The organism is Kitasatospora viridis (assembly GCF_007829815.1).
Classification (GTDB): domain Bacteria; phylum Actinomycetota; class Actinomycetes; order Streptomycetales; family Streptomycetaceae; genus Kitasatospora; species Kitasatospora viridis.
Genome location: NZ_VIWT01000001.1, coordinates 4,591,941 through 4,605,194, shown reverse-complemented (window position 1 = coordinate 4,605,194; position 13,254 = coordinate 4,591,941). Strand labels below are relative to the sequence as shown.

The window sequence follows — 13,254 nt, the reverse complement described above, 5'->3', positions numbered from 1 at the left end:
GAGCCGGATTTCTCCCGCACTTCCGAGGGCCGTCCGACGGCCCTTCGACACCGATATCCGAACCGCCGGGCAGATGAATGGGGTGTGAAAGCAACATGGGGACGGGCACACCACTGTGCGCGGCTGGGGGGCCGGATCAGGTGGACGACGCGTGGCGTACCGGAGCACCTGCGGACGACATGCTGGTGGAGGTGGCACGGGCGGCCGTGGCCGGCGCCGGAGGGTCGGGCGAAGGGGGCGTCGCAGGCGGCTGGGGAGCCGGCTACGACGGCTTCTGGTGCACGGTCCGGCCGCCCGAGGGGGTTCCGGCGCCGCCGGAGCAGGGGTGGAAGCTCCATGTGAGCGCCGCCGCCACGGTGGCCGCCGAGGTGCTTTCGGCGGTCGCCACGGTGATCGCCGAGGATCCCTGCACCTTCAAGTTCGCGATGGACCGGGAAACCCTGCACCAGGTGAATTCCCGGAACAGCGACCGGGGCTCCGCCGGAAAGTTCATCACCGTCTATCCGGCCGACGAGGAGCAGTTCCGGCGGCTCGCCGCGGAATTGCACCTGGCGACCGAGGGAATGCCCGGACCGGTCGTGCTGTCGGACCGTCAGTTCGCTCCGGGGAGTCTGGTGCATTATCGCTACGGCGCTTTTTCCGGGCGGGCCGAACTCGGCAATGACGGTGCTTATCGATCGATTCTGACCGGACCTGACGGAGAGCGTTTCGAAGATGTTCGGGCAGCGACCTACCGCTGTCCGCCGTGGGCGGCGGACCCGCTCCGGGAGGCACCGTCACTGGTGGCCGGGCCGGCACGAACAGGGGCAGGGGAGGCGGGTGCGGTGCGCAACGGTTCCGGCGCCGGCGGCGGCGCGAAAGGGGGCGGCGGCGTGCTGGTCGGCGGGCGGTACGCGCTGACCGCGGCCGTGCGGCACTCGGCCAAGGGCGGCGTCTTCCTCGGCACCGACACCACCGACGGCACCGCCGTGGTGGTCAAGCAGGCCCGTGCGCACATCGAGGTGGACCGGGCCGGCACCGAGGCGCGCAGCGCGCTGCGGCACGAGGCCCGGATGCTCGCCGAGCTGGCCGGGCACGGGCTCACCGCCCGCCCGCTCGACCTGATCGAGCAGCAGGACTCGCTGCTGCTGGTGCAGCAGCACATCGCGGGCCAGCCGCTCGGCAGTTGGGTCGCCGCCCAGCTGACCCGGGACGGCGCGCCGGACGTGCCCTGGGAGCGGGCGCAGCCGATGGCACTGGCACTGGTCGACCTGCTGGAGCGGGTGCACCGGGTCGGGGTGGTGCTGCGGGACCTGGCGCCCGGGAACGTGCTGGTGCGGGACGACGGTCCGGCCGGCGCACCCGCCCCGGCCGCGCTCTGCCTGATCGACCTGGAGCTGGCCTGCGCGGCCGGCACCCGGGCCGGCACCGCCGGCACCCCCGGCTACCGGGCCCCCGAGCAGCGCGGCCCCGCCGCCGTCGCGGACCCCGCCGCCGACCGCTACGCCCTCGGCGGCCTGCTCTTCCTGCTCGCCACCGGCCACGATCCGCTGCTCCCCGAGGCCGAGCAGCTGCCCGGGGCCGACCCGGTGCCCGAGCGCCTCGACCGCTGGCTCGCGCTGGCCGCCAGGACCGGCCGGACGGCTCGTCAACTGGCACCGCTGATCGCCGAGTTGCGCGCACCGGACCCGGCCGACCGGTGCTCGCTGGAGCGCGCCCGGGAACTGCTCGGCGCGCCCGCCGGACCACCACCGGCGCCGGCCGCGCAGCCGCTCGACCGGCTGCTGCGGGACGGGCTGCGCCGGCTCACCGAGACCGCCACGCCGCACCGGCCGGACCGGCTCTGGCCGACCGTGCCCGGCGGACTGCTCACCGACCCCTGCAACGTGCAGCACGGCGCGGCCGGCGTGGTCGCCCTGCTGGCCCGCGCGCTGACCGTGCACCCGGAGGCCGAGCCGACGCTGCGTCAGGCCGTGCACTGGATCGAGCGGCGCTGCGCCGCCGAGCCGGTGGTGCTGCCCGGACTGCACTTCGGCCGCTCCGGCACCGCCTGGGCGCTGCTGGACGCCGCCGAGGCGCTCGGCGACCCCGCCGCCGCGGCCCGGGCCCGTCGGCTCGCCGAGCCGGTCCCGGTGCGCTGGCCCAACCCCGACGTCTGCCACGGCGCGGCCGGCGCCGGCTTCCTGCGGCTGCGGCTCGGCGACCACCCGGCCGCGCTGGCGGGGGCCCGGGCGCTGCTCGCGGCGGCCGGCGAGGAGCCGTACGGCACCGTCTGGCCGGTGCCGAAGACCTTCGACTCCGGCCTGGCCGGGATCACCCACCTCGGGTACGGGCACGGGGTCGCCGGGGTCGGCGCCTTCCTCCTCGCCGTGCACCTGGCCACCGGTGACGACGCCGCGCTGGACGGGGCCCGGCGGGCGGCGCGGACGCTGGCCGCGACGGTGCGGTCGGGGGCCGGTGGCCCTGGTGGTGCTGGTGGCCCTGGTGGCCGTGGTGGTGCGGTGGCCGGATGGTGGCCGCAGTCGGCCGGTGACCCGGCGTCGGTGCGGTTGGCGCACTGGTGCAGCGGCTCCTCCGGGGTGGGCAGCTTCCTGGTCCGGCTCTGGCGGGCCACCGGGGACGCCGAGGCGGGCGAACTGGCGCTGGCCGCCGGGCAGGCCGTGCTGGACAACCGCTGGCACAGCGGCACCAGCGCCTGCCACGGACTGGCCGGGGACGGCGAGTTCCTGCTCGACCTGGCCGACGCCACCGGCGAGGACCGGTTCCGGGACGGCGCGGCGGAGTTCGCCGAGCTGATCGGCGCCCGGGCGGTGCTGCGGGGCGGGCTGCTGGTGCTGCCCGACGAGACCGGCACCGGCTGCGCGGCCGCCTACGGCACCGGGACGGCGGGACCGCTCGCCTTCCTGCTGCGGCTGCGCGAGGGCGGGCCACGGCTCTGGCTCGACCCGGTGGGACCGGGCGCGGCGGCTGCCACCGCTTCTCCGAACCCCGGCACCCCGATCACGTCCGCCCGCATGACGGAGGTCCGCGCATGAACACCGCCGTCCGCGCCCTGGCCCCGGCCCAACGGCGGCTCAGCTTCACCTTCGCCGCCGACGGCTCGCACGCCGCCTGCCTGGCCGCCGGCCCCGACAGCGGCTGGTACGCCGAGAGTTGGCGCCTGCGCCCCGGCCTGCCCGCCGAACCGGTGGCCCTGCCGCTGGCCGCCCAACGCTCGGAGAACCTGCGCACCCAGTTGCTCGCGCTGCCCGACGGCCGGGTGCTGGCCTGCCGACACGACGGCGAGCGGCACGACCTGGTGCTGCTGGCCCCCGGCGGCAACGGCGAACCGGCCACCGAGACCTCGCTCGCCACGCTGCGGATGCTCGGCCTGCGGCTGCTCGCCGTGCCGTCCGCCGACGGTGCGCCGGACGCCCCCGTCGCCGTCGCGCTCGGCACCGACATCACGCCCACCACCCGGGCCTGGCTGCTCTTCGCCGACGGGCGGCCGCCGCGGCAGGTCGCCGAGTTCCCCGGCCTGCACGGCGGCGGGGTCTGGCTCGACCGGACCGGTCGGCTGCTCGCCCTGGACCGGGTGCGGGCCGGAGTGGTCAAGACCGTCGTGCTCGACCTGCGGCTGGGCACGGTGACCCCGCTGCTGGAGATCGCCGAGCGCAGCAACGACCGGCTGGTGCTCTTCGACCCCGACACCCGGTTCCTGCTGCTGCGCAGCGACGCGCCCGGCGAGGACCGGCTCGGCTGGGGCGTGCTCGGCGGGGCGGCACCGGTCCGGTTCCCGGAGTGCCTGCACGTGCCCGGGCTCTTCCTGCGCCCCGTGGTGCTGGAGCCGGGCGCCGCCTCCGCCGACCGGACCAGGGTGGCGATCCAGGTGGACCACGGTGTCACCTCGGCGCTCGCGCTCTGGGAGCCGACGGCCGGGCGGCTGGAACCGCTGGCCGTGCCGCCCGGCCGGCTCGGGGCGATCGGCCACTGGTCCGCCGCCGGGCTGCGGATGCCCTACTCGGCGCCCGACCACCCCACCGCGCTCGCCACCCTGCGGGTGGACCAGTTGCGCCGTCCGCTCGGCGGGTCGGTGGGCGGGACGGGGGCGCTGCCGCTCTCGTTGGCGCCGCTCTCCGGGCCCCGGCTGGTGCCCAACCCGGCCGCGCCCGGGCAGGTCGTGTCTGGGCAACTGACGCATGGCCAGGTGACCGGGCAGGTCTCCGCGCGGGTGCCCGGGCTGGTCCCGGCCCAGGTGGGCGGTGCGCCGGTGACCCCGGAGACCGGCTGGCGCCTCGACGGCAGCGCGCCGCCGACCGACGGCGGCCGCTGGCACGGCGCGCAGAGCCTGGAACTGGCCGGACCGGCCGGCCCCATCGAGGCGGTGGTCTACGGCGGCGAGGCCTGGCTGAGCAGCCCGCACCTGGTGATCGCCCTGCACGGCGGCCCGGCCGACGCCTGGCGCCTGGAGTTCGACCCCGCTCTGCAGCGGATGGCCGCCGAGGGCCTGGCCGTGCTCGCGCCCAACCAGCGCGGCAGCACGGGCTACGGCGAGCACCACGCGATGGCGGTCAAGGGCGCCTGGGGCGGTCCCGACCTGGCCGACGTGCTCGCCCTGCTGGAGGGCGTGGCCGGACAGCGGGCCGCGATCGGGCTGGAGCCGCCCGCGCTGTTCGGCGTCAGCTACGGCGCGTTCCTCGCCCTGCTGGCAGTCGCCCACGCGTCCGGCGACCGGGTGTCGCGGTGCGCCGTGGTGGCCCCGTTCCTGTCCGGCGGGCGACTGCTCGCCGAGGCCGCACCGCCCGTGCGGGCGCTCACCAGCCGACTGGGCGGCGACGAACCGCTGCACGACGCGCTCGGTCCGCGCGACGTGCTCGCGCTCGCCGACCGGCTCACCGCGCCGCTGCTGATCGTGCACGGGGAGCGGGACGAGGTGATCCCGGTCAGCCAATCCCGCGCGCTGCGGCACGAGTTGCTGCGGCTGGGGCGCACCGAGGGCAGCGACTTCCGCTACGTGGAGGCCGCGGGCACCGGACACGAGGTGCTCGCGGAGGAGGGCTCGGCCGTGTTGCACGAGCTGCTGGCCGGCTTCCTGCGCACCGGACGCCCGGTCTGACGTCGCTCCTGACGTTCCGTCAGTTCGCTTCACCACCAAGACTTTCCCGTTCCGCGATCGCGACGCGGCGACGGGGGGACTGCCCGCCCGGCCGGTTCGGCCGGGGGTCGACTCGGCCGGAGGTCGACTCGGCCAGGGGCAGATCGCACCACCCGACAGTCAGCGGACCGCCAACTGCGGCCGCACCTTTTAGGGGAGGAAACCCACCATGGAGATGACCAGCTTCGAGACCGACCTGGCCGCCCTGCAGGACCTGCCGGAGACCGAGTCCGTCGAGCTGACCGGCCACGGCAACGGGTGCCAGTTCACCTGTCTGATCCTGACCTGCCTGATCTTCACCATCGCCTGACGGTCGCCGGTCAGTCACCCCACTCCTGGTGGCCCAGGACCCCTCGGGTCCTGGGCCACCAGGCCTTGCCCCGACGCCCGCTTGCCCTGCCCTGCCGGCCCTGCCCTGCCTTGCCTTGCCCTTGGAGGAGCCGCATGCCGCCCAGCCGGACCGTGGTGCTGCTGATCGCGGCGCCGCTGGACTCCGCCCTGACCCTGGCCCTCCCGGCCGCCATCGCGGGGGCGGCCGATGCCGTCCTGTCGCGCGGCGGGTACGGCTCCGCCGTGCTGCTGCTGGCCGCCGTGCTGCTCGGCGGTGCGGCCACCACCGCCACGGTCGCGCTGGTCTCCCCCGTCTGCTCCGCCGACGCCACCGCAGCGCTGCGCGAACGCTTCCTCGGCCACCTCCTGACCCTCGATCCACACCGCGCCTCCGCTTGGCCCACCGGCGACCTGACGGCCCGCCTGGTGACCGCCACCACCGACGCCGGGAACCGCCTGCCGGCCACCATCGGCACGGCGACCGCCCTGTTCACCTCGCTCGGCGCGGTGATCGGCCTCGGCCTGCTCTCTCCCTGGCTCGCGCTCGCGTTCTTCGGCGGCGTGGTCCCCGGCGTGCTGCTGGTGCGGGTGTTCGGCCACCGGGCCGGCGCCGTCTTCGTCCGCTACCAGCGCGCCCAGTCCGCGCTCGCCGCCCGACTCACCGGCGCCCTCGACGGCCTGCGCAGCATCCACGCCGCCGCGGCCGAACACCGCGAGGCCACCCGGGTGCTCCAGCCGTTGGAGGAACTCTCGGGCGCGGGACACGAGTTGTGGCGGGCCCAGCGCCGCATCGTGTGGCAGGCGATGCTGCTGATCGCGGCGGTCGAGCTGGCGGTGCTCGCGACGGCCGGCACCCTGGTGGCCCAGCACGCACTGCCGGCCGGGGCGTTGGCCGCTGCGGCGGGGTGGTCGGCGCTCGGCGTGGGGTTCTTCGAGCAGGTCGAGGCGCTGGCTGCGCTGGCGCACGCGCGGGCGGGGCGGGCGCGGTTGGGGGAGGTGTTGGAGGTCGGCGCGGGGGCGGGGACGGGCGGCACGGGGGCTGGCGGCGCGGGGGCTGGCGGCGTGGGGCCTGGCGGCGTGGGGCCTGCTGATGGTGCGCCAGTTGGCGATGGCGCACTGGTCGCGGGTGGTGCGCCGGAAGTCGGCCGGCCCGACTTCCGGCGCCGCCGCCACATCCAGCCCCGCCGCCACCCCCGCTTCCGCCCCAGCCCGCACCCCCGAACAGCGTTAATACTGCCCATTATTGGCCGAAAGCTAATGAATCGTCAGAGAGCGAGCACCATTGCGCCGCCCGCTACCCCTCCCGCCAATTCCGAGTCCACATTAATGCCCCCCATTACCGCCAACGCCAACCCCAACGCCCGCACCAGCGCCCACCTCTCACCACCCCCACACCCCACCGGCGAGCCGTTAATAATGCCCAGCATTAGCAGCGAGCTAATGCTCCGTCAGATCCGGGTGACCTCCGAAGGCGGCAAACCCCTCCTGGGTCCGCTCACCCTCACCGTCCCGACCGGCTGCACCGTGGCGCTGGTCGGCCGCTCCGGGTCGGGCAAGTCCCTGCTCGCCGCGCTCGCGGGCGGGTTGCGGCTCCCCGACGAGGGCGAGGTCCTGATCGACGGGGTGCCGGTCACCCGCCTCTCCCCCGCCCAGCGACGCGAGGCGATCGGCTACGCCTTCGAGCGCCCCGTGCTGGTCGGCCGCACCCTCGGCGAGGCCCTGGAGGGCGCCGGCCCGGCGGAGTTGCGGGCGGCGCGGGCCGCCGAGTTCACCGACCGCCTCCCGGCCGGGAAGAACACGAGGCCGGGAGACCTCCGGCTCTCCGGCGGTGAGCTGCAACGCCTCGGCCTGGCCCGCCTGTTGGCGCAGTCCCCCCGGGTCGTGGTGCTCGACGACGCGACCTCCAGCCTGGACCTGGCCACCGAGTACCAGGTGACCCGTGCCCTGGAGGAGGCCACGGCCGGCCGCACCCGCCTGCTGGTCGCCCACCGCGCCGGCACCGCCGCCCGGGCCGACCTGGTCGCCTGGCTCGACAACGGCCGGCTCCGCGCCCTCGCCCCGCACTCGGTGCTCCTCACCGACCCCGACTACCGCACCACCCTCGCCGCCGGAACCGCCGCACCCGCCGGAGCTGCCACCCCATGAGCCCGCAGCCCGAGCACCGCGAGCGCCTCGCCGACGCCCCGACGCTCCACCTCACCCTCCCAAGGTCCGCACCCACGCCTGCACCCAACGGACCTGACGCCTCGCCACAAGCCGACAAGTCGCCAAATCCCCACCTTCCCCCAGCTCCAACCCTCTCCCCCTCCCCGTCCCCCTCCACCCCCCACCCCCTGCGCCACCTCCTCCCCCACCTGCGCGCCGCCCGCCCGGCCGTCGTCCGCGTCCTCGCGTGGTCCATGGTGGAGGCGCTCCCGCCGCTGCTCTCCGGCCTGCTGCTCGCCACCGCCGCCGACCGTGGCTTCCTGGCAGGCCGACCGCTCACGGGGTGCGCGTGGCTGGGTGTCCTCGGTGTCGCGCTGCTCCTGCGCGGCTGGGCTGCCCGGGCCGCGTTCCCGGCGGTGGCCGACGTCGTGGAGCCGATGCGGGACCGGCTGGTCCGTCAGGTGGTGGAGAGCGCACTGGCGCGTCCCACCGCCGATCCGGCCGAGGTTGCACGGCTCACCGAACAGGTGGAAACCGTCCGGCAGTTGACGGCGACGCTGCTCCGCACGCTGCGCGGCATCGGGGTCAGCCTGGTCGGCGCCGTGCTCGGACTGGCGCTGCTCGCGCCGGCCGTGCTGCCACTGGTGCTAGCACCGCTCGCCCTCGCCGCGCTGCTGTTCGCACGGCTGCTGCGCCCGGTGCTCGCCCGCTGGCAGGCGGTCGTGCTCGCCGACGAACGGGTGGCCGCCGATGCCGGGTCAGCGCTCGCCGGGTTGCGCGACGTGGCTGCGGCGGGTTCCCAGCGGCGGGTGGCCGTGTGGGTCGGCGAGGCGTTCGGCGCCCAGCTCACCGCCACCCGCGCGCTCGCCCGCACAACCGCCCTGCGCTCCCTGACCATCGCGCTGGGCGGCCGCCTCCCGGTGCTGCTCGTCCTGGTGGCCGCACCGTGGCTGGTCCGCCACCACCAGCTGACGGCCGGCCAGGTGATCGGCGTGCTCGCCTACCTGACGCAGCAGTTGGAGCCCGCCATCCGCACCCTGTCCGGCGCGGTGGGCGGCTGGCTGCCCCAACTGGCCGTCACCTTGGACCGCTTGTCCACCACCACGACGCTCACCCCCATCCCCGCACCTACCCTCGCACCTGCACCCACACCGCCACCCACACCCCACCTGCGCACCACCGCCCTCCGCTACACCCACCCCCACGCCGCGGCACCGGTCCTGACGGACCTGACCCTCGACATCCCCCCGGGCGGCCACCTCGCCGTCGTCGGCGCGAGCGGCACCGGCAAGTCCACCCTCGCCGCCCTGTTGGCCGGCCTCCTGACCCCCGAGGGCGGCGAGATCCGGCTCGGCGACGCGCGCCCGGACCAACTCCCGCCGCCCGCCCGGGCAGCCCTCGTCGCGCTGGTCCCGCAACAGGCGTACGTGTTCACCGGCACGGTCCGCGAGAACCTCGACTGGTTGAACCCCGGCTGGTTGAACCCCCGCCAGCCGAACCCCGGCCGGCCGAACCCCGCCGGCCCCAGCACACCCAGCACCCGAACCCTGCTCGACGCCATCGAACTCCTCGGCGCCACCGACCTGGTGGACCGCCTCGGCGGGCTGGACGCCGAACTCCCGGACCCCGCCACCGCGTTGTCCGCCGGCGAGCGCCAACTTCTGGCGCTGGTCCGAACCTACCTCTCCCCCGCACCAGTGGTGATCCTGGACGAGGCCACCTGTCACCTCGATCCGGCCGCCGAGGCCCGCGCCGAGGCGGCGTTCGCCGACCGTCCGGGCACGCTGATCGTGATCGCGCACCGCCTCGCCTCCGCACTGCGCGCCGACCGCGTGCTGCTGCTCGACCACGGCCGGGCGATCACCGCCCGGCACGGCGACCTCCAGGTGCTCTCGCCGTTCTACCGCGAGCTGGTCGGCCACTGGCTCACCGCGCAGTCCGCAAGCTCAGCCTCAGGCTGCGCCGAGCGACCCGTCCGGACCGACCAGCCGACGCCCCATCAGCACGTCGTCCGCGTAGCGCCCGCCGACGAAGAACTCCTCCGGGCAGACGCCCTCCACCACGAAGCCGCACCGCTCGTAGAGGCGCCGGGCGGGAGTGTTGTGCCCGAGCACCCGTAGCGTCATCCGGCGCGCGCCCTCCTCCCGGGCCGCCGCGCACGCCGCCTCGACCAGGGCGCGCCCGAACCCGCTTCCCTGGGCGGCGGGGTGGACGGCGAGGCCCTGTATCTGCCGGACGTGCCGGTTGCTCGGCAACGAGGTGGGCGGCACCTGCCGGATGAACCCGATCACGTGGCCGTCGAGTTCGGCGACCAGGTACTGCTCGGGCCAGCGGCCGTCGACGAAGACCAGGGCACCGGGCGCGGGCGGCGGGGTGACCTCGCTCCGCCAGGACCAGGTCAGGGCCCGGAGTTCGGCCAAGGAGCGCTCGTCTCGGGGCTCGGCTCGACGGATGATCGCGGCTGCGTCTGGCTTCCCAGTCGTCCCAGGCATGCCATCACGGTAACGAGCCCGCCCCGGCGGCCCGCTCCACCCCTCCGGTCAACTCGCCCGCAGGCCCGCCAGCAAGCGGTCCACGTGGGCGGAGGCGTCGGCCGGGTCGAGGGGCAGGTGCCGGGCCAGCAAGCGGTACCAGAACGGGCCGAAGACCAGGTCGACGGCGTGCTCCAGGTCGAGGTCGGCGGCGAGCTCACCCCGCGCCGCGCCGCGCGCGAGCAGCGCGGCCACCACCTGACGCCGGCTGCGCACCCACTCGGTGAACCGGGGCGCGAACTCGGGGTCGAGCTGCGCCTCGGCCATCAGGCCGCGCAGCGCCTCCGCCCTCGTCGGGTGCTCCACCACGGAGTACAGCTGACGCACGAAGATCCGCAGGTCCTCGGCGCAGTCGCCGCTGTCCGGCTCCGGCATCCGCTGCGTGACGGCGAGTCCGTAGGCGTCCATCACCAGTGCCGCCTTGGACTTCCACCAGCGGTAGACGGTGCTCTTGGCGACGCCGGCCCGGGCGGCGACGCCCTCGATGGTGAGCCGGCCGTAGCCGATCTCCTCCAGCAGCGCGGCAGTGGCCAGGAGTGTCTGCTCGTGGGCGTCCTCGCTGCGGATCCGGCCGCCGGTGCGGCGGCGGGTCTGCTCGGGACGGCGGGGCCGGCTGTCGCCACCGTCGCCTGGGGTCTGGTCCTGCGGATCTTGCATGGACCGAACGGTAGCAGCGTGCTAGTTTTATCGAAACGCGACGGATCGTTTCGATAAAACGCCGCTCGCCGAACCATAGGGGGCTGGAACTCATGAGCACGGTCATCGTTTCGCACGCCATCACCACCACGCCGGACGACCTCTGGTACCCGCACCTGAAGGCCGATCTGACGGCGGACGGCCGGCAGGTCCTGGTGCCCGCACTGCCCGACCCGAACTCCCCGCAGCCCGCCGCCTGGGCCGCCGGGATCACCGGTCTGACGGCCGCCGTCGAACCCGCCGAGACGGTGCTGGTCGGCCACAGCCTGGGCGGCGTCAACCTGTTGCGGGTGCTCCAGCAGCACGACACCGAGCGGCGGGGGGCCTTCGCGGGCGTGGTGCTGGTCGCCACGATGGCCCACGAGGTGGGCTACGACCCGCTGAAGGAGTTCTTCGACGGCGACTTCGACTGGCAGCGGATCCGCGCCGCGGCCGGCCGGGTCCGGATCCTGGTCGCGGCCGACGATCCGGTGCTGGTGCCCGAACCGTTCGAGCACGTCCGCACGTTCGTCACCGAGCTCGGCGCGACCGCCGTGGTCCTTCCCGAGGGCGGCCACCTGCCCAACTGGAGCCCGGGCGCCCTGCCCGAGGTGACGGTCCCGCAGGTCACCGCCCTGGTTCGGGAGATCCTCGCCGAGGCCGAGGCCGCAACCATCGAAACCAGCTGACACTACGTCACATAGCGCCCAGCGGACGCACCGTGAGGATCTGCTCGGCCCGGCCCACCGGGCCCGCCGTGTCGTGCAGCACGGTGCTGGTGACGCCGTGTCCGGTCGGGCCGAAGCTGACGGTGGTGTCCAGTCCGGTCCAGCGGCCCTCGGGGCGGCGGTGCAGGTGGATGGTCAGGTCCACGTTGGGGAACATCCACTCGGTGGGCGGCTGTTGCACGGCGATGCCGTTCGCGGTGTCCACCAGGGCGATGAACGCGGCGTGCGGGCCGGCCGGTTCGCCCGCGACCAGCTCGTGCGGGGTGCTCAGCCAGGCGGTCGACCGGCCGGGGCGCTCGCGGTGCCGGCGCACGTCGATCGAGGCGATGTAGCCGCCGCCCCACAACTCGCCCATCGGCCAGGGGTCGAGGGACTCGGGTGCGGGCAACTCCGCGACCGGGGTGTCGGCGACGGCCGACGTGTCCAGGGTCTCCAGCAGCCAGGCGCGGGCCCGGACCACCGGACGCCCACCGATCACCACCACCGCCTCGACCAACTCGACGGTGCGGCCGGGCCGGACGGTCTGCACGGTGATCTCGCACTCGTCGAGGGCGATCCGGCCGAGGATGTCGTAGCTGATCCGGGCGAGCACGAGTCCGTCGTCGGGGCGGGCGGCGCGGTGCCGGTCGATCGCGTGCACGATCAGGCCGGCCAGCGGGCTGAAGTGCTGCTCGTCCAGGTTCCAGGCGCCCCCGGCATGGGCGGTGGGCTTGTAGCGGTGCTCGTCGATGCGCTGGTAGTAGCTGCCGGGCGAGACCGTGGGGGCGGTGGGGGCGGTGGGGGTGGTGGGGGCGGTCAAGGACGGTTCTCCTCAGGACGGTTCACAACGGCACCCGAGAGAACGGCACCCAGGCGATCGTAGGCGGCCGAACGGTCGGTAGGAACGGTGACGCCTCCCACACCCCCGCCCAGCCCCTGTGCCCACCCAGCCCCAGCCCGCTCAGGAGTTGAACAGCACGCCCACCGTCGGCTGCAGGGTGCCGACCGTGATGCCGGCGGAGGAGACCAGCACCTGGATCACCGGCTTGTTGTCCAGGCCCGTGAGCTCGGCGACCAGCTGGGACTTCTGGTCCGGCGGGGTGACGACCAGACCGCCGAGCACGTGGCAGGTGGTGTCGCCCTTGTCGCAGGAGTTCCACTTCATGCCGGCGAAGGCGTTGTCGCCGGGCTTGATGGTGATCTTGTCGGTGGGCGGGAACGGATACGGCACCCGGGTGGTGTTGAGGTTGATCTGGCTGTTGTCGGCGAGCAGACCGCCGAGGCCGGGGTAGCCGGTGATGTCACAGGTGCGCTTGCCGACGTTGGCGAGCTTCAGCAGCCCGGCGCTCATGTTGCCCAGCGGGGGCTCCATCTGGATGTACGCCTTGAGCTCGTCGGGGCGGCAACGATCGGCGGTGGACGACGGCTTGGCGCTGCCGGCGCCACCACTGCCGCCGGTGCTCGCGCCGGCACCGCCGGAGCCGCCCGAACCCCCGGTCGCACCGGTGCTGCCGCCCGAGGCGGACCCACCCGCCGCGTGCGAGGCCGCCGGCGGGTTGGCGGTGCCGGAGCCGGAACCGTCGTCGTTGCAGGCCACCGCCCCCATCGCCAACGCAACCGTGCTCGCCGCAATCGCCGCCGCCTTGGTGACCTTCATGACGCTTGCTCCTCCGTGTGGGTGGCTCGTGCCTTCTCCTCTCAACACGCGGTCCGTGTCCCCGGGGGTTCGTGATCTTGTGTCGCAGCCGAGTAA

9 protein-coding genes and 1 pseudogene are annotated in these 13,254 nt (G+C 74.8%); 6 read left to right on the top strand and 4 right to left on the bottom strand.

Annotated features, from left to right (window positions below; all coding sequences use genetic code 11):
* The first annotated feature begins 77 nt into the window (after positions 1-77).
* From lanL to FHX73_RS20730, 5 genes and pseudogenes are all read left to right on the top strand, one after another.
* Positions 78-3,014, top strand: a complete 2,937-nt coding sequence (lanL, locus tag FHX73_RS20750; RefSeq protein WP_342795310.1) for a class IV lanthionine synthetase LanL — start codon at positions 78-80, stop codon at positions 3,012-3,014.
* Positions 3,011-5,074 carry a S9 family peptidase gene (locus FHX73_RS20745; RefSeq protein ID WP_145906425.1) on the top strand — a complete coding sequence of 688 codons (2,064 nt, stop codon included), beginning with the start codon at positions 3,011-3,013 and terminating at the stop codon, positions 5,072-5,074. Before lanL ends, FHX73_RS20745 begins: the two co-directional genes overlap by 4 nt.
* Before the next feature lie 208 nt (positions 5,075-5,282).
* A complete protein-coding gene (locus FHX73_RS44810) occupies positions 5,283-5,423 on the top strand; it encodes a VenA family class IV lanthipeptide (protein ID WP_170304982.1) in 141 nt (46 codons plus the stop codon).
* A gap of 134 nt (positions 5,424-5,557) precedes the next feature.
* A complete protein-coding gene (locus FHX73_RS47260) occupies positions 5,558-7,588 on the top strand; it encodes an ATP-binding cassette domain-containing protein (RefSeq protein WP_145906424.1) in 2,031 nt (676 codons plus the stop codon).
* A pseudogene (locus FHX73_RS20730) lies at positions 7,585-9,297 on the top strand (ATP-binding cassette domain-containing protein); the annotation flags it as partial. The gene FHX73_RS47260 and the pseudogene FHX73_RS20730, both read left to right, overlap by 4 nt.
* Positions 9,298-9,540: 243 nt before the next feature.
* Here the strand turns inward: FHX73_RS20730 and FHX73_RS20725 are convergent.
* Positions 9,541-10,080, bottom strand: coding sequence for a GNAT family N-acetyltransferase (locus tag FHX73_RS20725; protein ID WP_145906423.1), 540 nt, complete (start codon positions 10,078-10,080; stop codon positions 9,541-9,543).
* A gap of 48 nt (positions 10,081-10,128) precedes the next feature.
* On the bottom strand, positions 10,129-10,776 hold the full coding sequence (locus FHX73_RS20720; protein ID WP_145906422.1) for a TetR/AcrR family transcriptional regulator: 648 nt from the start codon (positions 10,774-10,776) through the stop codon (positions 10,129-10,131).
* Positions 10,777-10,868: 92 nt separating this feature from the next.
* On the opposite strand from FHX73_RS20720, the gene FHX73_RS20715 reads away from it, so the two are divergent.
* The gene (locus tag FHX73_RS20715) at positions 10,869-11,483 is read left to right on the top strand and encodes an RBBP9/YdeN family alpha/beta hydrolase (RefSeq protein WP_145906421.1); all 615 of its coding nucleotides are present in this window, start codon (positions 10,869-10,871) and stop codon (positions 11,481-11,483) included.
* A 7-nt stretch (positions 11,484-11,490) separates the two neighbouring features.
* Here FHX73_RS20715 and FHX73_RS20710 read toward each other — a convergent pair whose 3' ends face one another.
* Together FHX73_RS20710 and FHX73_RS20705 are read right to left on the bottom strand one after the other, a co-directional pair.
* The gene (locus FHX73_RS20710; RefSeq protein WP_145906420.1) at positions 11,491-12,321 is read right to left on the bottom strand and encodes a thioesterase family protein; all 831 of its coding nucleotides are present in this window, start codon (positions 12,319-12,321) and stop codon (positions 11,491-11,493) included.
* A gap of 141 nt (positions 12,322-12,462) precedes the next feature.
* Positions 12,463-13,158 (bottom strand): DUF4232 domain-containing protein, encoded by a 696-nt coding sequence (locus FHX73_RS20705; protein ID WP_170304981.1) that lies wholly within the window; start codon positions 13,156-13,158, stop codon positions 12,463-12,465.
* Positions 13,159-13,254: the final 96 nt, after the last annotated feature.